Below are 21,722 nucleotides of genomic sequence, written 5' to 3'. Positions count from 1 at the left end.
TTTACCCTGAACTGGTCATTCAGACCAAAAACGGTTTCAATTACTGAAATATGCGTTTTGCTCTACACGGAGTCTGTCACTCAATCGGCCTTCCGGCATAACGACATCGTCCATGCACAGCACCTGGTCTTTAGGAACGTCACGCCTCAGGCGACATCCCTCGGCCAAACCCATCGGAAGCAGATGGCCCTGGTTGACAACCTGCGAGTTTTCAGCCAATCCATAGGTCATGTAGCCACCGATGCCATCAATAAGTTGCCCTGCTTTCAGGTCAATTTTTGCGGTGGCGACCACGTCAACGCACGGTCCCGCAATGGGTGCGATGGCAGCGTCGGAGAACAATACCGCGCGCGCAACCGTATTGGGTACCTCAAAGTGGCACAAGTGATAAGGCGTGTAAAAGCAATACAACGGACCTTCGCCCAGTTTGTACAGATTGAGGTAGTGCTTTTGCTGGGGATGATCGTGTGTGCCCAGAACAAAGACACCTGGATTTGGAGCGGCTCCAACCACGTAGTCAACTATCCCTGGGCCTTGCAGAAGTTCTTCATGCGGATACCAATTCACGGCCTCGGTAATAGGGGTGCCGGTTTCAACCGTTGGTCCGAACATTCCGCGTTTGGCCACCCGCATGCCGGTAGCGTTTGCCACGATGGCTTGCTCATACGAAATTTTGGTGCCATCGGCAAATGAGGTCACCATCGCGGGGTTTTGCCCCCATTTCTTGGCAAATCCTTCTTGTGTGGTCGGGTTGCGATAGGGATCGTGCAAGCCTTTGATGTTTCCGCACAAGACCGGCTTTACGCCTATTCCCTTGACGAATCTGTACAGATTCATGATGACGCCAGGCTGGTCGCCATCGACGTTGGTGAGTACCACACCAGCTTTATCGGCATACACCTTGAGTATTGGGCCGACTGTGCCGTCAAGCTCGGCATTCATCATGATCACATGTTTGCCATGTTGAATGGCCATGAATACCACTTGGGCGCTGAACTCCACGGCGCCAGTCACCTCGATGATGGCATCTATTCCATCCGCCTGGCAGAGCAGAAATGCATCATCGGTGATCGCATAGCGGTCTTGCGCAATGGCATCTTCCAGCTGCGCGACGGTTTCCACAACCACCACGTCCTGGACATTGGCTTCGTTGTACGCGCGCCGGGCTTGATCAATGCTCCGGTTGGAAACTGCCACCAGTTTCATGCCCGGAGTGGAATTGATAATTTGCAGAGCAACCCCGCGCCCCATAAATCCTGCGCCCACCATGGCCACCCGAATAGGGTTGTTGTCGGACTGGCGTTTCTTCAACGCAGTATCAATAATTATCATGATCTTGACTTGTTAATTTGGGGTGCGGCACCAAGGTCTGATGGGGCAGGTATTGCGAGTGCCCGGCTCACTGTTTCATGTCGGGCCAGCTGGCATCTTTGTCAGAAATCACCTTGACCTCTTGCGGCCAAACGATTCCCAAAGCTGGGTCGTTGTATCTGATGCCACGCTCCGAACCAGGGTGGTAAACCTGGGAAACCTGGTAGGTGACTTCGCTGTCATCCACCAGGGTCATGAATCCATGCGCGAAGTGCTGCGGCACAAACAGCATGCGGTGATTGCTGCTTGACAATTCAACCCCAATCCACTGTTTGAAGGTTGGAGACTCAGGGCGAATATCCACAATGACATCGTAAATGGCGCCCTGGGTGCATCGTACCAACTTGGTTTCGGCATAGGGCGACTCCTGATAGTGCATGCCGCGCAATGTGCCCTGGTGTTTGCTCAGAGAAACATTGGTTTGCACCACTTTATTCACCAGACCATGCCGCTCGAATTCGTCCTGGCAAAAAGATCTGGCAAAGAAGCCGCGGGAATCTCCGCGCTTTTCCAGGTCGATGATGTATGCCCCGGACAATTTGGTTTCGGTGAATATCATCAAACGCTCCAGAAGAACTTGTTGTCAATCTGCTGGGTGCGGATAAGATATTCAATCTGCTTGAGGCGGGTAAAGGCCCGGAAGTTGAAGATTTCGGGTGGCATGTCGATTCTCTTGAACACCTCGTGGAGTTGTTCTGCACCAATCTTGGCGTTGCGCTTGCACTTGAAGCCCAGCTGGGTGCTGATCTTGTCAAATGAGACCCGGTAGCTTCGATTGTCGGCATCGTGATTGCCAAAACTGAGCGCACATCCGGTGAAGGTCTCGGCAACGATCTCGGCGATCTCTTTGACCCGGTAGTTGTCCGATGTGGCGCCCACATTGAATATCTGTTTGTGAACTTTCTCGCGCGGCGCATCCAGCACACAGGCGATGGCATCGCAAATGTCCAGAACGTGTACCAGCGGTCGCCACGGCTGACCATCACTGGTCATCTTGATTTCCTGGGTTGTCCATGCCAATCCGGACAGGTTGTTCAGCACAATGTCAAAGCGCATGCGGGGCGAAGGCCCATAGGCTGTGGCATTGCGCAGAAACGTAGGGCTGAAATGTTCCGAGGCCAATGGTGATACATCGCGCTCGACTCTTACCTTGCATTTGGCGTATGCGGTTTGTGGGTCGGTAGCCGATTCTTCGGTTTTGAAATCGTCACCACCAATGCCATACACGCTGCAAGAAGAGGTGTAGACAAAACGGCTTACGCCGACGTTCTTGCATTTCTTGGCCAGCTCAACCGAGCCCACATGATTGATTTCATAGGTGATGTCATTGTTGAGCTTCCCCAAAGGGTCATTGGACAACTCGGCCAGGTGCACCACCGCCTCAAAACCCTCAAGGTCCTTTTCGGTAATATCGCGAATGTCTTTGCTTATCCACCGTGGTGATTGTTTGACTGCGTTGTACAGCCAGCCATCTCGGTAGAAACCGGTGTCGATGCCCACCACGTCATGACCACGCTCCAACAGGACTGAGCCCAGCAAGCTTCCAATATAACCATCTGTCCCGGTCACTAGAATTTTCACGACTATTCCGCCTTTTTCAAATGTTTAGGTTTTTCCACAGGTACGTTTGTTTTCATGCATGCGCAGGTGTCCTGAGCGGGAAATGCATTGAATTGATTGTGATGGTCGCCACTTTTTGTGTCGTGTGTGCGCAAAAGACCGTGTCCAAGCGGCGAGCACGCTTTGTCGAAATTGGAGGGTATTCTGTTGAGGACGTGCGTAGCACGGCGAAGTGTTCCCCTTGACACGAACGGCAGGATACATCTGCAGGTCTGAATGGCTCAATGCCGGATTGCTTGGAACTTGACCTGGCTCAATGCCGGATTGCACGAAACGTGGTTTTCAGCACTGGTGTGTGGCGCAATCCACCGACCTTAAGCCGCGCTTAAGTCGCGTGCATGTATGGCTGAAAAGGACAAGGCTTGGTGTGATCGGGGTTTCTGGGCTGAGTGAAGGCGCAGCGCCACGGCGGCCACCAAGCCAAAGGCATCACGCAGCAACAGAAGCTCCGCCACGTTGCCGCCGCGCAGCTCGCTCAGGGCTTTGAAGCTGCCGCCCATGGCGGCCATCGCGGGTTAAGCGTGTCCGGGGCTCGGGCGACCAGAAGCGGGTCGCCGCCCGGCGGCCTCACCAGGTGTTTCTTTCCCCCACCGGCCCCACATTCATGCGCGCGGCAATCGCCACCGGAATGGCCATGCCATCCCATGGCGATCCGGCGTTCTGGTGTTTGGTGGAGTCGTAGTCGTCCACATAGATGATGTTGATCTGGGGGTCCATGGCCGCGTTGTAGCAAACACCGGCCCAGCCGCGATTGGCGCCGCAGAACAGGTTCAGCAGCAAGGGGTTGGCGATTTGTTGCGCGGCCTCCAGTGGGTCCCAGGTGCCGGTGAGGGTCAGTGAGAACTGCGGCGTCAGCGTCCACGACAACAGGTGCAATGTGCCGGCCACGCCGCCCACCGCATTGGCCGTCCAGTTGCCCGGGTTGAAGGGCTGGGTGGTGTAGGCGAAATTCTGCCGGTTGCGCAGTTTGTTGAGCTGGTCTGTGCGTATGCCAGAGAGCACATAGCCATCGTCGACCCGGCCCAGGTTGGAATACTGGTCAAACAGTTCAATCGGGTTGGCGGGTGCCGCGTACTTGGGCGCCACGACGAAGAAGCCGGGGATGCCATTGGGCGGTGCGGTAAAGGGCAGGTTCGTCACATAGGCCTCCTGCGGGGTGTCGAGCGCGCCGTCGTACAGGATCAGCACACGCGACTTCAGAACGGCACCGCCAATGGCGCCTGGAGGGGGCCCGTTGGCAATGGTCGGCGTGGACAGGAGTTGCCAATAGGGGCAGTTGCACAGGTCGATGTTGTTCTGGGTGTACTCGACCAGATACGGTCCCAAGGTGGCCTGAATGGCCGCGACGAGGTTGCCATGCAGCAGGTTGGTGAACTTGTAGAAGTGCGACACGTTCAAGATCACCAGTTCGCGGTCGGTCGGGGCCAGGCTGTCAAAGTAGTCTTTGATCTGCTGCAGGATCCCGTCGGCGCCGGTCAACTCCCCGCCCCAATAGAACTGGCCGTGGTAGGTCCAGAACTCGGTGCCTCTGGCGCAGGGCCGGAGGTCGAAATAGCGCACGCCGCCGGCGAGCTGTTGAAAGATGTCCTGGGTCTGCGTGGCGGAGTAGACGTTGGAAATCCGCTGGTCCCGGTAACAGCCCGAATCGTGGGTTCCGGGCAGTGTGATCTGGTGCAGCGGCCGATCCTGGAAGGCGCCCCGTGGAGCCCCGGCCAGCGCGGGATCGTAGAAGAGGTCGGTCATCCAGGGCATGGTTCAGTCCTTCGTGGGTTCAGCTATTCGCTTGGGGCCAGGTTTTCCAGGCTATCGGACCGTGAGCGCCTGGAGTTGGCTTGGGTTTCCATTGAAGCGGTTCAGGTCCACCGGGCCAGGCACACCGGCCACTTTGCCGCTCTGGCTGTGCTGCCAGAAGGTCCAGCGCGTCCAGCCCTTGGGCAGCTGCGGGCTGGCTTCGCCGCTGTACTCGGCCAGCCAGAGTGGGTAGGCGTCAAAGGCGGACAGGTACTCGTTGGCAAAGTACTCGCCCGAATAGAGGATGGGTTTGACGCCGTGCTGCTGTTCCAGCAGGCCCAGAAACTGCTGCAACGCCGGCGCCAAGGCTTGGGTGTCACCCCGGCTCAGCCGCTCGATGTCCACCACCGGGGGCAGATCCCCCGGCTTCAGGCTCAGTTGGGCCGAGAAGTTGCGGAACTGGGCCTGCGGCGTGTCGGCACTGTCGTAGAAGTGGTAGCTGCCCACCGCCAGGCCCGCGGCGCGGGCCTGCTGCACGTTGCGGGCGTGGTCGGGGTCGACGATGGTGGCGCCTTCGCTCGCCTTGACGAACACGAAGCGCTGGCCGGCCTGCTTCATCTGCGCAAAGTTCACCTCACCGCCTTGCCAGTTGGACAGGTCCACCCCTTCGACGACTTCGGTCGTGCTGACGGGCGCTGGCGCAGCCGCCGCAGGCAGCGGTGCGGGGGCTGCGGGGGCGCTGACCGGCTCGGCCGCTGGGGGTGTGCGCGGCTCGCAGGCGCTGATGGCCGCCAGCAGCAAGAGGGTGCTCAGCCTGTGCCGTGTGGTGTGGCGCTGTGGGCCTGGGGTGTGCGGGTTCATCGGGATCAGGCCCTGGGAAAGAGCCGGTTCAGCATGTTGAACTGCTTGGACAGCGCATTGCGGATGCAGAAGTCCTTGATGGCTGCCGCGGCGACTTTGTGTTGTTCGGTCATGTCCACCACAGACGCCAGATTGGCCGAGGGCATCAGCGGATCGGGCACGAACGGCGCCTGCGAGGCGATGGCGGTGGTCAGCGTGATGCAGGCGACAGCCCGGTCGTCGCAAAAAATCACCAGGGTTTGTTCACGGCTCGTGCCGGGCTGTCGCAGCGTGGTGTGCTCGCGCAGCTCCACCCGGATCGCCTTGCCGAAAAACGTCTGTGTGATCCACTGGTTGAGCGGCGTCAGCGGGGGAACGTTCGCCTGCGTCGCCCGGTTGAAGAGCCAGCGGGGCAGGTTGTCGCGCAGCAGGTGCGCGGTGTCTTCCAGCTTGCTGGCGTCACGGACGCGTAACCACGCCGCCATGTCGATGCCGGAACCGGGAAACGGGTCGGTCGAGATGTAGCCATTGCGCACGATGGTGGAATAGAGCGCCAGGTCGTCGCTGGCCCCGACATCGCTGATGGTCAGGGGCGGCAGCAGTCCGCCGATCATCAGCGCCATCGTCTGCCGACCTGCTTGCGATTGCTCGCCGTCGTATGGCAGCTGCCGGCTGGCGATCAGGTACATCATGTTGACCGCCATGTATTGCGGCGTGCCCGGGGCGGCGGCCAGGTCGGCACCCGCACCGTTGTTGGTGAGCAGCGTATTGATGGCCCCCACGACGGGCGGGCGCGTGGGCAGTTGCGCCACCGGGATGCCGGCGCTGGCCGCCATCCGCGCCTGGTAGTCCGCCTGCTGCAGCGGCGAGCCGGCGTTGTAGATCGCCGTCAGGCGGGCAAAGCGTCTGGCCACCTTGTCCACGCTCTTGGACACGCCCGCCGCCACCTCGGACAACATGAGCACCTGCTCGTCGAAGTGGTAGACCAGCGAGGGCAGCGGCAGGGTCTGCGTGATCGTCGTCCCCTGGTACTGGAGGGAGACGCCGATGGGGTCGATCTGCATGTGGCCCGACTGCAAGTCCTCCCACACTTCCACCGCCTCCACCGTGTTCAGGCGCGGCAGCGTCACGTCGATCAGTTCCATCAGCAGCGGGCGCTCGATTTGCGGCCCTGTGGCCTGACCCGGGAGCAAGGGCGCGGGCCATTCTTTCGGCTCCGCATGCCAGGTGTAGCCGAGCCGGAAGAGCTGGAACGGTTCGATGCCGTCGTTGAAGACCATGCCTGGAAACTCCGCGTTGGGCATGGATCTGTCGACGAGTTTGCGTTGCGTGTTCAGCCACAGACCCGTTCGGTTGTGGTCGAACACCTGGCGAATGGTCTGCGGATCGTCGCGAGTGACCTCGTACAGGTACAGAAGCGCCGACTGCTGGCTCCGGAGCTGATCCGGCGACGTGATCTGCGGGTTCCAGCGGGCGATTTCGACGGCGCAGTTGCGCAGCTCATCGAGGATCAGGTCCTCGATCACCGCGTAGATGTGGTTCTGTATCGGGATCGGTGCCCAGGGATCGACCACGATCTGGGTGTCCCAGTCGGACTTTCCGCCCCCTTGCTGCGTCACCGCCGGACCGGCCGGGTTGATGACGCAGTCAAAGGCGTTGCCGCCCTTCATGTAGAAGTAGAACAGGGGCTGTTCCGGGTTCAGGCCGAGGTCTTGGTAGAGCGCGTCCTTCAACGAGAGCAGCCGCGCCCAGAGCGTCGACAAGGACTGCAGCACGGTGATGCGTACCGCGGGGTAGGTGGTGGCATCGTTGATGGCGCCCGTGAGTTGGCGGCTCAAATCACGGCGGATGGATCGAGCCAGTGTGGATTCTTGCATCGTGCGTCCCTGGTCTGGCCGATCAACTGCCCGCCGCGGGCGGCGCTGGCGCGTTGCTGGCCAGCGAGGCGCTGGCCGCGGCCATGGCCGCTTGCACCTGCGCCTGGGCCTGGGCGACCGCCTGGGTTTGCGCCTGTATGGCCTGCTGCATGGCCTGTTGCACGGCCGATACGTTGGCTTGCAGCGCGCTCTCGGCCTGGGCGACCGCCTGCGCAGCGGCCTGCGAGCCGGCGACGTTGGCGGTGGCGGCCACGGCCGCCTGGGCGGCTGCGGCGGCGCTGGCCACGGCGGCGTCGACCTGGGCTTGCGCGGCCTTCAACGCGGCGCTCGCCGGGTCGGTGGCGGCCGCGTCGGGCTTGTCGTTGGCTGCCGGGGGCTGCGCCGGGGCCGGAGCCTGTGCAACGGTCGGGGCCGTGGCCGCGGGTGACGCTGGCGACGCGGGCAGCGGTGCCGCGGTGGCTGCTTTGGCGGCTGGTGCAACTGATGCAGCTGGTGCGGTTGCGGCGGCTTTGTTCGGGGCCGCTGCAGCCGGAGTGGGTTTGGGCGCCGGGGCCGGCGCTGGGCTGGCCTTGGCGGGGGAGGGGATGGGCTTGGTGGGTTTGGCCATGGGGGTTACTCCGGTGTCGAGGTGGGTGGGGAACTGGGCAGGCCGGAGGCCGCATCGGGCGCCACCCAGGAGCCAAACTTGCGCAACGACAACAGCCGATCCGCGCTGACGTGCAGCACCGCCTGTTGCGTGGCGTTCTGCAGCGTGAAGGTCAGGCTGGCGCCGTCCTGTCCCAGGCGGCTTTCCTTCAAACGGTTGCCGCTCAAGAACGCCTGCGCGGTGCTGAGGTACAGGTCAAACAGGCGGCGCGCCTCCGCGCCGGTTTCGGTGCTGAAGATGGTCTGCGTGACCATCTGCAGCACGGCCTGCGACAGGCGCGAAAAGCCCAGCTTGTGCCCCCGGGCCAGCCAGTTGCGCAGGCACTGTTCGACTTCGTCGGGCGAGGGCAGGCGATCGGGCAGTTGCGGGCAGTCCATCGCGCCGAAGGCCAGCGGCAGCAGGGTCTGCACGGCCTGGCTGCAGAGTTGGCCGCGCGTCGCCGCGGTGCCGCCCAGCGCATTCATCTTTTTGGAATGCGCCAGGTAGACCTGGTAGTAGTCGCAGAACTCGGGCACGGTGCGGGCCTGTTGCACCGCGAAGGCCGCCGCCTCCTGGCGCAGCGCGGCCGGGTTGTCGCCGTCCTGCCCCAGCGCCACCGCGGCCAGCGCGTGCAAGGCCACGCGGTCGTTGAAATCCAGCGCCTGAAACACGGGCGCCGCTGCGACACCCAGGTCCTGCAGGAACTCGCTGGCGCTGCGCAGTTGCTGGGCGTCAACCAGGTTGTAGTCGGCCATGATGCGTTGCGTCTGCTGCACCACGGCGGCGCTGGTGTCGCCGGTTTCGGCCTGGCCGAGCGTGCGCAGGTTGGCGCTGCCCAGCGACATGAGTTTGACCGGGCTGACCCACAGGCCCAGCCCCGGCAGCAAGGCCATGGGCGAGGCGTGCAGCCCCTGCTGCACCTCGGCCAGTAGCGTGGTCTCGTCCGCCACCTCGTAGCACACCATGGGGTTGGGCAAGGCCCAGGCCAGCCACTGGGGGCCGCCGTCGATGTAGGTCAAGGTCTGGCGCGCGAGCTCAGACAGGCTTTCGCTCTTTTGGATCAGCTTGCCGGCAACGATGACAGTCATGGCGTGGGTTCTTTCACCTATCTGTGGTGCGCTTCGCTACAAGCGCGGGTCAGCCCGCCGGGTAACCCTTGATGACCGAGGCGGCCGTGGCACCGACCTGGCCGAACTCGACGTTGGCCTGCGTCATCACCTGCTGCGCCGCCGTGATCACCTCGACGTATTTCGTGTCCTTGGTCGCCAGGAGCTGGGCCATCGCCACACCGATGGCCGTGGTGGCGATGGTGGAGAGGTTGCGCAACGCATCGGCTGAATCCTGCACCGCGATGGCGGTTGACTGCGCCACCGACTGGTAGGCCTTGCCGGCCCCGCTGGTCATGACCACCTGCGGGGCCATGGTGGCCATTTGAATCTGATTGACGGTGTCGATGACCTGGGCGTTGGTGTTGTCCATGGCGAATCCTTAAGCTCTGAGATGGTCGGCGTGGGCGTGTTTACGGGGCGGGCGGTGCCGGTTGTGGTGCTGGCGTGGGCGCAGGGGCCGGTGCGGGCGAGGGTGCCGGTGTTGGCGCTGGCGCGGGTGCCGGTGTTGCGCTGGCCTGCTGTGCCAGGCTTTTCAGGTCGGCCTGGGCCTCTTGCGCGACGGTGCTGGTGGCTTCGGCCACGCCCTGCAGCGTGGTGATGGCCGCGGTGCCCTGGCTGAAGGCGGTCTGCACCACCACCTCGTTGGATGGGGCTGGCGTGGGGCCCGGCAGGGGGTTGATCACCGGTGGCGTCGGCGCGGGTGGCACCGGCGGTGGCGTGTAGGGCGGGTAGGCGTTGAGCATGCGGGCGCAGGCGGCGGTCACGGAAGCCGAGCTCACCATGCCGGCGTTCTGCTGGCGGTTGACCGCGTTGTACATGGCCATGCCCAGCGTCTCGACCATCACCGTGTCCAGCATGGCAAAAGCATGCGCGGGTGACTGTCCAGAGATCAGCGTGGTGACGCTGTTCACGCTGTCCACCACCTGATCGTTTACGGTACCGGCGTCGTTCATTTGGGATTTGCTCCTAGTTTGATGATCAAGACGAGGGTCTGGGTGACGGCGGCTGCCGCCGTCACCTGCCCGCGTTGCTGGTTGGACACCGCGTTCTGCATGGCCAGGCTGATGCTGTCCGCCATGGCCAGATAGGTCATGCCCATCGCCATGGCGGGCGCCTGCGCCAGACTCAGGGGGGCACTACGCGCCACGCTGCAGGAACCCGGTGTCGCCCATCACCGCGCCTGGGCGTTGTGGCCCCATGGCGTTCAGTGCAGGCCCAGCACCTTGCCCGTAGCCACGCCGGTGCTGGCCGTGTCCACCGACAGCATGGTGGCCACGCTCTGGGTGGTGGAGGCCTGCATGGTGACGTAGGACTGCTGCTGGTTGTTGGTGGCGTTGTGTGCGGCGTTGGACAAGGCCTGGCCGGTGGCCACGAACAGGTTGCCCATGGCCACGGCCGGGGCATCGCCCAGCACCTTGGTGTTGGCCTGGGAAACAGAGTCGGTGATCTGACTGTTGACTGCGGTAGGGAAAGCCATGTGAACTACTCCTTAAAAGTTGACAAGGTACGAAGACGAATCAAAAAAACGCACAGCGCGTGTTCAGGCGCTGAGGATGGCCTTGGTCGCCATGCCATCGGCGGCCGTGTCCAACGAGTACAGCAAGGACACGCCCATGGTGGTGGCGGCCTGCGCCGTCACGTACATCTGCTGCTGCGCATTGGTGGCGTTGTGCGCCGCGTTGGCCAAGGCTTGCGCCGTGGCCTGGTACAGGTTGCCCATCGCGACGGCAGGCGCGGTGCCCAGGACCTGAAGGTTGCTTTGCGTCACCGAATCGGTGATCTGGCTGTTGACAGCGGTAGGAAAGGCCATGTTCTTTACTCCTGTTGGCTTGTGGCGCGGTGGCTCGGTGAATCAAGGCGCCAAAGACGGTCGGCAACGATCAGCTGCTCAGAATGGTCTTGGTGGCCACGCCGGTGCTGGCGGTGTCCACCGAGTACAGGGTGGCCACACCCATGGTGGTGGCGGCCTGCGCCGTCACGTAGCTTTGCTGCTGCGCGTTGGTGGCGTTGTGCGCGGCATTGGCCAGGGCCTGGGCGGTCGCCTGGAACAGGTTGCCCATGGCAATGGCCGGGGCGTCACCCAGCACCTTGGTGTTGGCCTGCGTGACGGAATCGGTGATCTGGTCGTTGACTGCGGTTGGAAAAGCCATGAAATCCTCCGTTGGAAATTAGATGAGAAAGGTTTGAAACACAGCGCCGTCAAGATGCTGGAAACTGACGGAAAGAGAACGGTGAGAAAAGCGGGAAAGGCGGGAAAGGCGATCAGGTGCCCAGGCCTCTGACGCCGGAGCTGGGGGTCAGAATCGTTTTGGTGGCGATGCCGGTGCTGGCGGTGTCCAGCGAGTACAGGGTGGCCACGCCCATGGTCGTGGCGGACTGCGAGGTCACGTAGCTTTGCTGCTGCGCATTGGTGGCGTTGTGTGCCGCATTGGCCAGGGCCTGCGCCGTGGCCTGGTACAGGTTGCCCATCGCAATGGCGGGCGCGTCGCCCAACACCTTGGTGTTGGCCTGGGTGACGGAATCGGTGATTTGATCGTTTACGGCGGTCGGAAAGGCCATGGTACGTTCCTCGTAGGTTGGACCAGATGCTGGTCAGGTTGGCGGTTGGAAAACTGCGGTTCAACAATCTGGTTTGCCTTGAGCCGCAGGCAAATAGTAGTGACACGCACCCCTGCCCGAAGTGGGGCAGACGACGGAAAAACTGGGCCAGACGATGGTGTTGGCCGTGCGCGCTTTTTCCCCGTTTGCTCAAGCCGCATCCCATTGGAGAATCGCCCGCATGGAATGCAACCCCTGGGATTTGGAGGTTGCCTTCGGGTCCGCGAGTCTTAAGAATCCGTGTCGATCGGTGGCCGCATGGCCACTGGCATGGGCCGATAAAAAAATGACGGCCAAAAAAGGGAGAAGTACTGTGATCCAAGCGCGATACGCCGTTCGCCCCGCTGTGCACCGGGGCACCCTGCGCCAGCCGAGGGCGCCATTTCGAAGCTATTCCACGGCGCTGCCGTGACGCAGTAAAACCCTGCCTCGCAGGCCCCCCCTTGATCCGTACGGAAGCCGCGGACAGCGAGCCCAGCCGGGCGCCGCATCGCTCGGTCGTGTCCTACCTGAATGAGGTCGCCGAAATTCGGTGCCTGCTGGAACGCAGCGCCTGCCGCCATTGGTGGGAAGTGGCCAGCCTGGAGCTTTTTGGGCAGCAACCCCTGCTGGTCGACGGCGCCGCGGGCGGCAGCGCTGAGTTCAAGCGCGACCGCAGCCGCATGGCCCATGTGCGTCCGCCGGGCCCTGAGCATGCCCATGCCCCGAGCGACCGTGCCACGCCAATGCACGGTCCCCGCAGCGTGGAGCTGGCGCTGGAGTTTTCCCGCCGACCACTCGGCGCACTGCGGCTGCGGTTGTTGCCCCACCTGGCCATGGGGCCAGGGTACGAGTCGGCGCTGACGGAGCTGGCCTTTCAGTGCGCCGGCACCGTCCAGCGCCTGGCCAGCCAGCGCTGGGTGGTGCAGGCGCAGCTGGGGGCGCCGTGCCTGATCGGCTCCAGCCCGGCCATGTTGGCCCTGGATCGCCACATTGAAGAGAGCTGTGTCGACACCCGCCCGGTCGCGCTGCTGGGCACGAGCGGCAACGAAGCCTTGCAAACAGCGGTGGCCATCCACCACGGCGGCGGCGGGGCCGGGCTGGCTTTCGTCAAGGTGGATTGCGCGACCACCTTGGAGCCGCCCTGGCGCTGGGTGGATCGCGCGCGCGGTGGCACCCTGTTCCTGTGCAACCCGGACAGTGGCACCCGCGCCGACCAGGAACACCTGTGGCTGCAACTGGAGCAGGCCATCGGCCACGCCACGCAGATGGACTGCAACCGGGCCTGCCGGCTGGTGATTGCGCTGAAGGCGCAGCACCTGCCAGATCCCAACAGCAGCCCCGTTCCTTACGGTGCCTGGAGCCGGTGCAACTGGAAGGTGATCCCCCTGCCGCCACTCTCACAACACCCGGAAGACATTCCGGTGTTGGCGCGTGCCGTGCTGGACTACCACGGCCACAGCGCCGAGAACCGCATGACCGACGCCCTTCAACACTGGTGCACCAACTACACATGGCCCGGCAATGCCACGCAACTGGAGTGGACCGTGGCCCGCATGGCGGTGCTGACCGCCAACACGCCCATCGGCGCCAGCGACATCAGCCTGCTTTCCCCCCGCTTGTTGGGGGACGCCGGCACGGCGTACACCGTTGCGGAGCCGCCAGCACCCCGCTATGAAAACCACGACACCGCTCCGCCACCGGACAACCACCCCTCCGTGTTGGCACGGCCCGTCGAATACTGGGTGCGCTGCGTGCTGGAGCACGACACACAAGCGTTCGCGCACCTGCATGTGGGGCTGGCCCGCGCCCTGCAGTACTTGTGCCGGCAATTCCATGAATCGATCTCGGCCGAACAGCTGGCCGACCAGGCCCATGTGAGCGTCTCGCATCTGCGCTTTCTGTTTCGCGACAGCCTGGGCCTGCCGTTCAAGCTGTTTTTGCAGCATGTGCGCATCGCACACGCCAAGCGCCTGTTGCTGGCATCACCGCAACGCCGCATCACCGATGTGGCGCTCAGCGTGGGGTTCAGCGACTTCAGCCATTTCCAGAAATGCTTTCGCCTGATCACCGGTCAAACGCCCGGCGACCTGCGCCGCGCCTGGGCCTCGCAGGGAAGCCGGCCAGCCTCCCGTGACACCAGCGACATACCGGAATTGCAGGTCCGGAAACAGCGAGACCTCGTCGCCCAACTGGCGCTTAATGCCGTCTTCCAGCGCGACTGCCTCGCATCAACCGGAGGAGATGGATGAAGATGCTGATCAAGGGAATTCCCAGTGAGTACGTCGACGCGATACGCAGCGGCGACCCGGACGCCAACGGGCAAGCGGCCGTCGTTCGGGCGGCGGAAGGTGCGGCGAACCCGTGCCGGCACTGCCTGGGACTCATTGCCCCGGGAGAAGAAAAACTCGTGTTGGCCTACCGGCCGTTTGACGACCCGCAACCGTATGCGGAGGTGGGCCCGATCTTCCTGCACAAGCGTGCCTGCAAGCGTTACGTGGCCGACGCCTTGCCCACGTGGTTCAACCACCTGCAACCGGCCATTGTTCGCGGCTACGGGCATGACAACTGGATCCGGTACGAAACGGGCCAGGTCGTCAAAGGCGAAGAACTCACCAGCAAATGCAGAGAAATTCTGACGGACCCCGAAGTGGCTTACGTCCACATCCGGTCCAAGTTCAACTGCTTCCAATGCCGCGTAGACCGGGGGTAGACCGCATCAATCCATGTCGCCATGAAGTCCACCGGTTGGTTCCTGAGGAACAAATCGGTTGTCCGGGGGAGGACTGGGTGCGCGTTGGCTGAGCAGGAAAAGGTGGCATCCCAGTGCTCCGATCAGCGGCAACAGCCAGACCATCAAAACCTGCAGCCACCGTTGTGGGGTGTCGTACTCATCCGCCCGGAAAAGGATGGCGGATACGTAGAGTTGATAGAAAACCACCGCACCAACGATCGCAAAAACCAAGAGTTCCGGCATATCACCGTCCTTTATGTGGGAAGCCCGAATACCTGCGCCCTGCCTTCCGAACCCGATGTGCGAAAGCATCCGCGATGGGCACTATAGCCCGCCCACCGGGAGCGTTTATGCCAAGGCGGGCCCGCCCATCTCAGCGCGCCACTGCATCAAATCCAGCGGCCATGGCGTCCCGGTGTTCCAGGTCCACCGCTGCCGGGGCCAGCGGGTCGCTGCCGCGGTGCCAGCTGGCCGGGGTGCTTGGGTCGTCCAGCGCCAGCACCAGGGCGTGGTTGAGCTCATAGGCACCCCAGGCCAGGCCCTGTTGGCGCAGCGCGGACTGCAGCGCGGACTGCACGAGCACGCGCACCACGCGGTGCGGCCCGGAGAAGGGCACCTCGTCCACGCGGCCGGCTGCGGCGTCGGCGCAGGCGCGGCGGTCGTGCGAAGCGTGGCCGCGGCAGGCGAGCGGGCGCACGCGGTGGATCAGGCACACGCCCTGTTCGATGAAGGCGCAGCGCCGCCGCAGGGCCACGCGCTGTTCTTCGCCCAGCCCGCGGGTGGCGGCGTCGGTGTCGCGCAGGCGGCCGATCAGGTCGATGCCGTGGCCGCGCAGCGCGGGCGCGGTGGCGCGCAGGTAGGCGGCCACCATGAACACCTCGGGCGCGAGCGCGGTCACGCGCAGGGTGCAGCAGCTCGGGCAGCCCTTGCGGCAGGCGATGGGGGGCCGGCCTTCGGACTGGATCGCCACGTTGCCGTCGAAGCTGTCCCAGGCCTGGAGCATCACAGCCTGGAAGCGGTCGGCGTCGGCCGCGCCGGGCCCGCCCAGGGTGTGTTCAAAGGCACCGCGCAGGTCGCGGAAGAAGGCTTCGGCGCCGTGGTCGTCGGGGGTGGTCTGCTCTGGCATGGGCCTGGCCTACACGCTCTTGCCTTTGAGCAGCCGCGCCTGTTCGGACGCGCTGTAGTGGTTGAAGTGGCCCTGCGCGGCGGCGAGGCGGCGGTTGGACAGGCGGATGGCTTCGATCTTGCCGGCCGGGGCGATGCGCGAGACGCACTTTTCCAGATCGGTGCTGGCGCAGTGCGGGCAGGTGGGCACGGTGCTGGAGCGCACGAGCAGCTCGAACCTGGCCTGGCAGGCCTTGCAGTGGTAGTCAAACATGGGCATGGGGGGCTCCTGGGTGGGCGGGTGGGGTGGGGCAGCGCTGGCGGGTGGATGCGCAGCCTTCCAGCGTGGCCGGGCTGGCGGCGTGGGTGGCTTTCAGGCCCACCCAGGCGTGGACTTCGGCGGTGTCAAAGCCGAGGTGGTGGCTGCCGTCGTCGCTGCGCTGCATGAGCGGGCGGCGGATCAGCAGGGGCTCGGCCAGCAGCAGCGCCAGCGCGGCATCGGCGCCCAGCGCTTCGGGCTTGACTTCGCCGCTCTTGATGCGCGGCGCTGCGGTGTTGAACCAGCGGGCCACCGGGTGGCCCGCCAGGAAGGGTCGCAGGCGCTCGGCGCTCCAGTGCGCGGTGAGCAGGTTGCGCCGCTCCAGCGTATGGCCAGCGGCTTCGAGCGCGGCGCGCTGGCGGGCGTTGCCGCCGCAGCCGGGTTTTTCAAAGAAGACGATGTGGGTCATGAGGGGGTTCCTCGGGGGTGGGGCTCGTTGAGGGGTTCGGCGGGCAGCTCGGTGAGGGTGAGTCGGCGAAACGGGCGTTGGCCATTCATGGGTGGGCCTCCAGGCATGAGGCCAGCGCCAGCAGGCCGCTGGTCTGGTCGGTGATGGCCTGCACGGTGGTGGGCTGCAGCCGGTGCAGCCAGCGCTGCGGCAACCGTGTGGCGCCGCAGCGCGCGCCGGCGAGCATGCCGACCAGGGCGCCGGTGGTGTCGGCGTCGTCGCCCTGGTTCACGGTGGCCACCAGCGCGGCCTCGAAATCGTCGTGCCGTGTCAGGAAATGCAGCACGGTCTGCACCGTGTCGACCACGTAGGCGGTGGCACGGCCGCGGTAGGGGGTGAAGCCGAAAGCGGGGTGTTCGGTGGTCCAGGTCTCGGCCCAGCGCTGGCACTCGGCCTGGCCCGCGCCGCGCAGCAGCAGGCGCAGCAGGCGGCCCAGGCCGAGGGTGGCGGCGTCGGACAGCGGGTGGTGGTGGGTCAGGTGGGCCTGGGCCAGCGACAGGCGCTCGAAGGCGGCTTCGTCGTGCAGGGTGGCCAGCACCACGGGCAGGTTGCGCATCAGCGCGCCGTTGCCGGCGTCGCCCGGGTTGTACGGGCCGGCCAGCGAGCCGTCGAGCAGGAAACGCTGGATGCCGCGCCGGCAGGTGTTTCCGCAGTCCACCGGCCGGGCATGCAGCCATTGCACGAAGGCCTGGCCGATGCCGCGCACGAGCGTGGTGTCGGGGTGGGTGGCGGCGAAGCCTTGCAGCGCGGTGGCGCCGCCTTGCAGCAGGGCCGAGCCCAGGGCCAGGCTCAGGGTGGTGTCGTCGGTGACCTGGCCGCGCGCCAGCTTGAGCCAGCCGCCGCCCACGATCTCGGTGTGCACGCCGTAGCGGGCCTCGATCTCGCGCGGGCGCATGAATTCCACCGTGGCGCCCAGCGCGTCGCCGATGGCCAGCCCAAGGTAGGCGCCGAGCACCTTGTCGAACAGCTCACGCATAGCGGGCCACCACCTCGTAGTCGCCGCCGAGCGCGAGCACCTCCTGTTCGCCGCGCAGCACATGGCCGGGCAACAGGCCGGGGAACACCAGCACCTTGCAGGCCGGTACCAGCGCCTCGAACACCCAGTCGCCGAAGCAGGCGGCGTCTTCGGGCGAGAGGCTGAACGAGACGATGTTGTTCAGACGCACGGTGCAGCGGCGCGACTGGAGGCTCCCGTTGATCAGCTGTTCTTCGCAGCGGTTGCTGCCGCGCCAGAGGTGCAGGTGTTCGCTGGGCGCGGCACCGCCGGGCAGCGGGAAGCGCTGCAGGGCCCATTGGCAGAACTCGTAGAGCAGGTCGAGCTGCTGCAGGATGTTGTTGCTGTGGTGGCGGCTGGCCGCTTTCTCTTCGAGGTAGCCCACCCAGGCCGGCGAGGGAAAGCGCTCCAGCGGTGCCTTGTGGTAACTCGGCACGAGGCCGAAGCGGCTTTCCACCCAGCCCTTGAGCACCGCACCGGCCGGGCCGTTGGCATCCATGCCCCAGCCTTGCAGCAGGGTGCGCCAGCTGCTGCGCCAGCGCCGCTGCTCGGCGGGGCCCATGGCCGCGAGCGCCTGGGGATCGGGTTTGCGCAGGCCGAAGGCGGTCGCCAGGTAGTGCACAAACATGTCGCCCGCCTCGTTCAGGTCGCGGCTGCGCTCCAGCAGCGCGAACAGCCCGGCCTGGGTCTGCCGCACGCCGGCGATCGACAGGCGCGTGGGGTGGGCGTTGAAGCCGGTGCTGGCGAGCACCGGCGCCGGCACGCCGACGAGGTTGGTGCTGTACCAGCGGTGGGGCTGATCCGGTCCATCGTCCATGGCCTGGTGGGTGGGGGCAGATACCGGCACGGCGCCGGAAGATCGGCCTCAGACCGGGCGGTTTTCGTTCGGGTTGCGCACCGGGCCCATGAGCGCCAGGCCCTCGTCGTAGGTGATGGTGTCGAAGGTCACGTCGAACTTGAGCGCGGCGTCGGCGATGGCGTCGAGCTTGCCGGCCGTGTCCTTCTTCTTCAGGTCGCCCTTTTCCAGATAGAACAGGTCGAGCAGTTCGTTGTAGACCGTGGCCTCGTCGATCGGCAACACATAGAACATCGCGCCCTTGTAGGGCACCTGGTACTTCTTCGAGAGGTCGATGTTGTTGCAGAACAGGAAGTACTTGCCACCGGCGCTGAGCGTGTCGCCCAGCACCTCGGCCACGTCCTTGAGGTGTTCGAAGCTCAGCAGGTAGCCGGCGAAAAAGGGCAGGTGCTTGTCGCCCACCTTGGCCACGGCCATGGCCTGCGTGCACAGCAGCTCGGGCGGGCGGGCCTCGTCGGCCAGCTTGGGCGCGAAGCGCAGCGCCAGCTCGCCGCGAAAGCCCACGCGACCGAACGGGTTGGTGGGCGCCTTGAGCAGGGGGTTGAGCAGGCGCCCCTCACTCTCCAGGCGGGCAAACGCGGTGTCGTCGATCTCTTTGCGTTCCAGGGTGGCGGTCATGAAGCTTCCTTCGGTTGGGTCTACAGGGTGGGAGACGGGGTGTTCGTCACCGTGCTGTATCAGCAATGACCGTACCAGGCGCCCAGCCGGTGTGTGGCCCTGCAAACCCGACACAAACCCGACCCGACCCGCCCGCGCGCTGGATTTTTTGCGACGCGATTCGCCGTTTTGTCGGGAAGTGGACAAACACCGGAAACCCGCTCGCAAGGCCCCGAAAAACGCCGTTTTCCCTATGGAGAGAGGGCCTTGGCGCACGGTGGCCAAGGCATGGCACGGAAGCTGCAATGAGAGGCCTGCGCGGACACCAGTCCGGCCAGGCGTGAACCCAAGAATAAGAGCAATAGGCACGAAAGGCTGACCCAGTCGCGGCTACGCAAGCTTAGGTTTTTCAACCCTTCCTGAATGGAGTACTGCAATGGCCAAACTTCGGCAAATCGCCTTCTACGGCAAAGGTGGCATCGGTAAATCGACCACGTCTCAAAACACACTGGCTGCTCTGTCCGATCTCGGCCAGAAAATCCTGATCGTCGGCTGCGACCCCAAGGCCGACTCGACCCGCCTGATCCTGCACGCCAAGGCCCAGGACACCATCCTCTCGCTGGCCGCTGAAGCCGGTTCGGTGGAGGACCTGGAGCTCGAAGATGTGATGAAGATCGGCTACAAGGACATCCGTTGCGTCGAGTCCGGCGGCCCTGAGCCAGGCGTCGGCTGCGCTGGTCGCGGCGTCATCACCTCGATCAACTTCCTGGAAGAAAACGGCGCCTACGACGGCGTGGACTACGTGTCCTACGACGTGCTGGGTGACGTGGTGTGCGGCGGCTTCGCCATGCCCATCCGCGAAAACAAGGCGCAGGAAATCTACATCGTGATGTCGGGCGAGATGATGGCCATGTACGCGGCCAACAACATCTCCAAGGGCATTCTGAAGTACGCCAACTCGGGTGGTGTGCGCCTGGGCGGCCTGGTCTGCAACGAGCGCCAGACCGACAAGGAACTGGAGCTGGCCGAAGCGCTGGCCGGCATGCTGGGCAGCAAGCTGATCCACTTCGTGCCGCGCGACAACATCGTGCAACACGCCGAGCTGCGCCGCATGACCGTGATCGAGTACGCGCCCGACTCCAAGCAGGCCGCCGAGTACCGCACCCTGGCCTCGAAGATCCACAACAACGCCGGCAACGGCACCATCCCCACCCCCATCACCATGGACCAGCTCGAGGACATGCTGATGGAGTTCGGGATCATGCAAGCGATCGACGAGTCCGAAGTCGGCAAGGCCGCTGCGGCCGCCGCCGCCCTGGCCGCCGCCTGAACGGCCCATCCGTCGGCCCACAAGCCCGACCCGCCTGGCCCGTGCCGGTGGGTCGGCCTTGATCACCCAAGCAAAACCAAATATCCATTGGAGTTACCCCATGACTGCCACAGTTGAAGACCGCAAGGCCACGAACAAAGCCTTGATTGATGAAGTGCTGAAGGCCTATCCGGAAAAGATGGCCAAGCGCAGGGCAAAGCACCTGGGCACGTTCGAAGAAGGCAAGCCGGACTGCGGCGTCAAGTCCAACATCAAGTCCCTGCCGGGCGTCATGACCATCCGCGGTTGTGCCTACGCCGGCTCCAAGGGCGTGGTGTGGGGGCCCATCAAGGACATGGTCCACATCAGCCACGGCCCGGTGGGCTGCGGCCAGTACAGCTGGGCCGCACGCCGCAACTACTACATCGGCACCACCGGCATCGACACCTTCGTGACCATGCAGTTCACCAGCGATTTCCAGGAAAAGGACATCGTCTTCGGTGGTGACAAAAAGCTCGACAAGATCATTGACGAAATCCAGGAGCTGTTCCCCCTGAACAAGGGAATCTCGATCCAGAGCGAATGCCCGATCGGCCTGATCGGCGACGACATCGAAGCCGTGTCGAAGAAGAAGAGCAAGGAGTACGAAGGCAAGACCATCGTGCCCGTGCGCTGCGAAGGTTTCCGTGGCGTGAGCCAGTCGCTCGGCCACCACCTGGCCAACGACGCGATCCGCGACTGGGTGTTCGACCGCACCGACCCGAACAAGCACCCCGAGTTCGTCTCCACGCCGTACGACGTGGCCATCATCGGCGACTACAACATCGGCGGAGACGCCTGGTCCAGCCGCATCCTGCTCGAAGAAATGGGGCTGCGCGTGATCTCGCAGTGGTCCGGCGACGGCACCATCGCCGAGATCGAGAACACGCCCAAGGCCAAGCTCAACGTGCTGCACTGCTACCGCTCGATGAACTACATCAGCCGCCACATGGAAGAGAAGTACGGCATTCCATGGGTGGAATACAACTTCTTCGGCCCGACCATGATCGAGAAGAGCCTGCGCGAGATCGCCAGCCACTTCGACGACAGCATCAAGGCCAAGGCCGAAGCCGTGATCGCCAAGTACAAGCCGCTGATGCAGGCCGTGATCGACAAGTTCAAGCCGCGCCTGCAGGGCAAGAAGGTCATGCTGTTCGTGGGCGGTCTGCGCCCGCGCCACGTGATCGGCGCCTACGAAGACTTAGGGATGGAAGTGGTCGGCACCGGCTACGAATTCGGCCACGGCGACGACTACCAGCGCACCACGCACTACGTGAAAGACGGCACGCTGATCTACGACGACGTGACCGGCTACGAGTTCGAGAAGTTCGTCGAGCAGGTGCAGCCCGACCTGGTGGGCTCGGGCATCAAGGAAAAGTACGTGTTCCAGAAGATGGGCGTGCCGTTCCGCCAGATGCACAGCTGGGACTACTCCGGCCCCTACCACGGCTACGACGGCTTCGCCATCTTCGCCCGTGACATGGACATGGCGATCTCCAGCCCGATCTGGGGCCTGACGAAAGCGCCCTGGAAGAAGGCCGCCTGAAGAAGACTGCGGGCGGCCTGGCATGG

Annotated in this window: 26 protein-coding genes; 4 read left to right on the top strand and 22 right to left on the bottom strand. The window is 64.1% G+C overall.

Annotated features, from left to right (window positions below; genetic code table 11):
• Positions 1-36: 36 nt before the first annotated feature.
• From AC07YZ_RS24720 to AC07YZ_RS24650, 15 genes are all read right to left on the bottom strand, one after another.
• A complete protein-coding gene (locus AC07YZ_RS24720) occupies positions 37-1,311 on the bottom strand; it encodes an NAD(P)H-dependent oxidoreductase (protein WP_494796700.1) in 1,275 nt (424 codons plus the stop codon).
• An 88-nt stretch (positions 1,312-1,399) separates the two neighbouring features.
• Positions 1,400-1,930: a dTDP-4-dehydrorhamnose 3,5-epimerase gene (gene rfbC, locus AC07YZ_RS24715; RefSeq protein ID WP_494796699.1), complete on the bottom strand. Its 531-nt coding sequence runs from the start codon at positions 1,928-1,930 to the stop codon at positions 1,400-1,402.
• Complete coding sequence (locus AC07YZ_RS24710; protein WP_494796698.1) at positions 1,930-2,952, bottom strand: NAD-dependent epimerase/dehydratase family protein; 1,023 nt, start codon at positions 2,950-2,952, stop codon at positions 1,930-1,932. The genes rfbC and AC07YZ_RS24710 overlap by 1 nt, the downstream gene beginning before the upstream one ends.
• Before the next feature lie 606 nt (positions 2,953-3,558).
• Positions 3,559-4,743, bottom strand: coding sequence for a PI-PLC domain-containing protein (locus AC07YZ_RS24705; protein WP_494796697.1), 1,185 nt, complete (start codon positions 4,741-4,743; stop codon positions 3,559-3,561).
• A gap of 51 nt (positions 4,744-4,794) precedes the next feature.
• Positions 4,795-5,583, bottom strand: a complete 789-nt coding sequence (locus AC07YZ_RS24700; RefSeq protein ID WP_494796696.1) for a glycoside hydrolase family 25 protein — start codon at positions 5,581-5,583, stop codon at positions 4,795-4,797.
• A 5-nt stretch (positions 5,584-5,588) separates the two neighbouring features.
• On the bottom strand, positions 5,589-7,439 hold the full coding sequence (locus AC07YZ_RS24695; RefSeq protein WP_226492232.1) for a hypothetical protein: 1,851 nt from the start codon (positions 7,437-7,439) through the stop codon (positions 5,589-5,591).
• Positions 7,440-7,461: 22 nt separating this feature from the next.
• Positions 7,462-8,046 (bottom strand): hypothetical protein, encoded by a 585-nt coding sequence (locus AC07YZ_RS24690; protein WP_494796695.1) that lies wholly within the window; start codon positions 8,044-8,046, stop codon positions 7,462-7,464.
• A 5-nt stretch (positions 8,047-8,051) separates the two neighbouring features.
• Entirely contained in the window at positions 8,052-9,152 is a 1,101-nt protein-coding gene (locus tag AC07YZ_RS24685; protein WP_494796694.1) for a hypothetical protein, read from the bottom strand.
• Positions 9,153-9,201: 49 nt separating this feature from the next.
• Positions 9,202-9,543 (bottom strand): hypothetical protein, encoded by a 342-nt coding sequence (locus tag AC07YZ_RS24680; RefSeq protein WP_226492235.1) that lies wholly within the window; start codon positions 9,541-9,543, stop codon positions 9,202-9,204.
• A gap of 40 nt (positions 9,544-9,583) precedes the next feature.
• A complete protein-coding gene (locus AC07YZ_RS24675) occupies positions 9,584-10,126 on the bottom strand; it encodes a RebB family R body protein (protein ID WP_494796693.1) in 543 nt (180 codons plus the stop codon).
• Entirely contained in the window at positions 10,123-10,320 is a 198-nt protein-coding gene (locus tag AC07YZ_RS24670) for a RebB family R body protein (RefSeq protein ID WP_226492237.1), read from the bottom strand. The genes AC07YZ_RS24675 and AC07YZ_RS24670 overlap by 4 nt, the downstream gene beginning before the upstream one ends.
• 57 nt (positions 10,321-10,377) lie before the next feature.
• Complete coding sequence (locus AC07YZ_RS24665; RefSeq protein ID WP_305360670.1) at positions 10,378-10,650, bottom strand: RebB family R body protein; 273 nt, start codon at positions 10,648-10,650, stop codon at positions 10,378-10,380.
• A 63-nt stretch (positions 10,651-10,713) separates the two neighbouring features.
• Positions 10,714-10,983 (bottom strand): RebB family R body protein, encoded by a 270-nt coding sequence (locus AC07YZ_RS24660; protein WP_226492239.1) that lies wholly within the window; start codon positions 10,981-10,983, stop codon positions 10,714-10,716.
• A gap of 70 nt (positions 10,984-11,053) precedes the next feature.
• Positions 11,054-11,323 (bottom strand): RebB family R body protein, encoded by a 270-nt coding sequence (locus AC07YZ_RS24655; protein WP_077327699.1) that lies wholly within the window; start codon positions 11,321-11,323, stop codon positions 11,054-11,056.
• Positions 11,324-11,435: 112 nt separating this feature from the next.
• Positions 11,436-11,732, bottom strand: a complete 297-nt coding sequence (locus AC07YZ_RS24650; RefSeq protein ID WP_226492240.1) for a RebB family R body protein — start codon at positions 11,730-11,732, stop codon at positions 11,436-11,438.
• Between the two features lie 539 nt (positions 11,733-12,271).
• Between AC07YZ_RS24650 and AC07YZ_RS24645 the strand changes: the two genes are divergently transcribed.
• Together AC07YZ_RS24645 and AC07YZ_RS24640 are read left to right on the top strand one after the other, a co-directional pair.
• Complete coding sequence (locus AC07YZ_RS24645) at positions 12,272-14,002, top strand: helix-turn-helix domain-containing protein (protein ID WP_494796692.1); 1,731 nt, start codon at positions 12,272-12,274, stop codon at positions 14,000-14,002.
• Positions 13,999-14,463 (top strand): DUF1203 domain-containing protein, encoded by a 465-nt coding sequence (locus AC07YZ_RS24640; protein ID WP_494796691.1) that lies wholly within the window; start codon positions 13,999-14,001, stop codon positions 14,461-14,463. The genes AC07YZ_RS24645 and AC07YZ_RS24640 overlap by 4 nt, the downstream gene beginning before the upstream one ends.
• A gap of 6 nt (positions 14,464-14,469) precedes the next feature.
• On the opposite strand, the gene AC07YZ_RS24635 is transcribed toward AC07YZ_RS24640, so the two are convergent.
• From AC07YZ_RS24635 to AC07YZ_RS24605, 7 genes are all read right to left on the bottom strand, one after another.
• Positions 14,470-14,727 carry a hypothetical protein gene (locus AC07YZ_RS24635; RefSeq protein ID WP_494796690.1) on the bottom strand — a complete coding sequence of 86 codons (258 nt, stop codon included), beginning with the start codon at positions 14,725-14,727 and terminating at the stop codon, positions 14,470-14,472.
• Between the two features lie 130 nt (positions 14,728-14,857).
• A complete protein-coding gene (locus tag AC07YZ_RS24630) occupies positions 14,858-15,610 on the bottom strand; it encodes a YkgJ family cysteine cluster protein (RefSeq protein ID WP_494796689.1) in 753 nt (250 codons plus the stop codon).
• A gap of 9 nt (positions 15,611-15,619) precedes the next feature.
• Positions 15,620-15,868, bottom strand: a complete 249-nt coding sequence (locus AC07YZ_RS24625) for an FmdB family zinc ribbon protein (protein ID WP_494796688.1) — start codon at positions 15,866-15,868, stop codon at positions 15,620-15,622.
• A complete protein-coding gene (locus AC07YZ_RS24620) occupies positions 15,855-16,316 on the bottom strand; it encodes an ArsC/Spx/MgsR family protein (protein WP_494796687.1) in 462 nt (153 codons plus the stop codon). Before AC07YZ_RS24620 ends, AC07YZ_RS24625 begins: the two co-directional genes overlap by 14 nt.
• An 85-nt stretch (positions 16,317-16,401) precedes the next feature.
• On the bottom strand, positions 16,402-17,331 hold the full coding sequence (gene draG, locus AC07YZ_RS24615) for an ADP-ribosyl-[dinitrogen reductase] hydrolase (RefSeq protein ID WP_494796686.1): 930 nt from the start codon (positions 17,329-17,331) through the stop codon (positions 16,402-16,404).
• A complete protein-coding gene (locus tag AC07YZ_RS24610; protein WP_494796685.1) occupies positions 17,324-18,166 on the bottom strand; it encodes an NAD(+)--dinitrogen-reductase ADP-D-ribosyltransferase in 843 nt (280 codons plus the stop codon). The genes draG and AC07YZ_RS24610 overlap by 8 nt, the downstream gene beginning before the upstream one ends.
• Positions 18,167-18,214: 48 nt before the next feature.
• Positions 18,215-18,823, bottom strand: coding sequence for a hypothetical protein (locus tag AC07YZ_RS24605; protein WP_494796684.1), 609 nt, complete (start codon positions 18,821-18,823; stop codon positions 18,215-18,217).
• 415 nt (positions 18,824-19,238) lie between these two features.
• Between AC07YZ_RS24605 and nifH the strand changes: the two genes are divergently transcribed.
• On the top strand, positions 19,239-20,132 hold the full coding sequence (nifH, locus tag AC07YZ_RS24600) for a nitrogenase iron protein (RefSeq protein ID WP_226492250.1): 894 nt from the start codon (positions 19,239-19,241) through the stop codon (positions 20,130-20,132).
• Between the two features lie 100 nt (positions 20,133-20,232).
• Positions 20,233-21,696 carry a nitrogenase molybdenum-iron protein alpha chain gene (gene nifD / locus AC07YZ_RS24595; protein WP_226492251.1) on the top strand — a complete coding sequence of 488 codons (1,464 nt, stop codon included), beginning with the start codon at positions 20,233-20,235 and terminating at the stop codon, positions 21,694-21,696.
• The last annotated feature ends 26 nt before the right edge of the window (positions 21,697-21,722 follow it).

The organism is Hydrogenophaga sp. GW101-3F08 (genome assembly GCF_059424585.1).
This window is presented reverse-complemented; position numbering and strand designations above follow the sequence as displayed.

Bases quoted from the DNA above. Each gene is read 5' to 3' on its own strand.
- rfbC (WP_494796699.1), bottom strand. From the start codon at position 1,930: ATGATATTCACCGAAACCAAATTGTCCGGGGCATACATCATCGACCTG.
- AC07YZ_RS24705 (WP_494796697.1), bottom strand. From the start codon at position 4,743: ATGCCCTGGATGACCGACCTCTTCTACGATCCCGCGCTGGCCGGGGCT.
- AC07YZ_RS24700 (WP_494796696.1), bottom strand. From the start codon at position 5,583: ATGAACCCGCACACCCCAGGCCCACAGCGCCACACCACACGGCACAGG.
- AC07YZ_RS24695 (WP_226492232.1), bottom strand. From the start codon at position 7,439: ATGCAAGAATCCACACTGGCTCGATCCATCCGCCGTGATTTGAGCCGC.
- AC07YZ_RS24690 (WP_494796695.1), bottom strand. From the start codon at position 8,046: ATGGCCAAACCCACCAAGCCCATCCCCTCCCCCGCCAAGGCCAGCCCA.
- AC07YZ_RS24685 (WP_494796694.1), bottom strand. From the start codon at position 9,152: ATGACTGTCATCGTTGCCGGCAAGCTGATCCAAAAGAGCGAAAGCCTG.
- AC07YZ_RS24680 (WP_226492235.1), bottom strand. From the start codon at position 9,543: ATGGACAACACCAACGCCCAGGTCATCGACACCGTCAATCAGATTCAA.
- AC07YZ_RS24675 (WP_494796693.1), bottom strand. From the start codon at position 10,126: ATGAACGACGCCGGTACCGTAAACGATCAGGTGGTGGACAGCGTGAAC.
- AC07YZ_RS24665 (WP_305360670.1), bottom strand. From the start codon at position 10,650: ATGGCTTTCCCTACCGCAGTCAACAGTCAGATCACCGACTCTGTTTCC.
- AC07YZ_RS24660 (WP_226492239.1), bottom strand. From the start codon at position 10,983: ATGGCCTTTCCTACCGCTGTCAACAGCCAGATCACCGATTCGGTGACG.
- AC07YZ_RS24655 (WP_077327699.1), bottom strand. From the start codon at position 11,323: ATGGCTTTTCCAACCGCAGTCAACGACCAGATCACCGATTCCGTCACG.
- AC07YZ_RS24650 (WP_226492240.1), bottom strand. From the start codon at position 11,732: ATGGCCTTTCCGACCGCCGTAAACGATCAAATCACCGATTCCGTCACC.
- AC07YZ_RS24640 (WP_494796691.1), top strand. From the start codon at position 13,999: ATGAAGATGCTGATCAAGGGAATTCCCAGTGAGTACGTCGACGCGATA.
- AC07YZ_RS24635 (WP_494796690.1), bottom strand. From the start codon at position 14,727: ATGCCGGAACTCTTGGTTTTTGCGATCGTTGGTGCGGTGGTTTTCTAT.
- AC07YZ_RS24630 (WP_494796689.1), bottom strand. From the start codon at position 15,610: ATGCCAGAGCAGACCACCCCCGACGACCACGGCGCCGAAGCCTTCTTC.
- AC07YZ_RS24625 (WP_494796688.1), bottom strand. From the start codon at position 15,868: ATGCCCATGTTTGACTACCACTGCAAGGCCTGCCAGGCCAGGTTCGAG.
- AC07YZ_RS24620 (WP_494796687.1), bottom strand. From the start codon at position 16,316: ATGACCCACATCGTCTTCTTTGAAAAACCCGGCTGCGGCGGCAACGCC.
- draG (WP_494796686.1), bottom strand. From the start codon at position 17,331: ATGCGTGAGCTGTTCGACAAGGTGCTCGGCGCCTACCTTGGGCTGGCC.
- AC07YZ_RS24610 (WP_494796685.1), bottom strand. From the start codon at position 18,166: ATGGACGATGGACCGGATCAGCCCCACCGCTGGTACAGCACCAACCTC.
- AC07YZ_RS24605 (WP_494796684.1), bottom strand. From the start codon at position 18,823: ATGACCGCCACCCTGGAACGCAAAGAGATCGACGACACCGCGTTTGCC.
- nifH (WP_226492250.1), top strand. From the start codon at position 19,239: ATGGCCAAACTTCGGCAAATCGCCTTCTACGGCAAAGGTGGCATCGGT.
- nifD (WP_226492251.1), top strand. From the start codon at position 20,233: ATGACTGCCACAGTTGAAGACCGCAAGGCCACGAACAAAGCCTTGATT.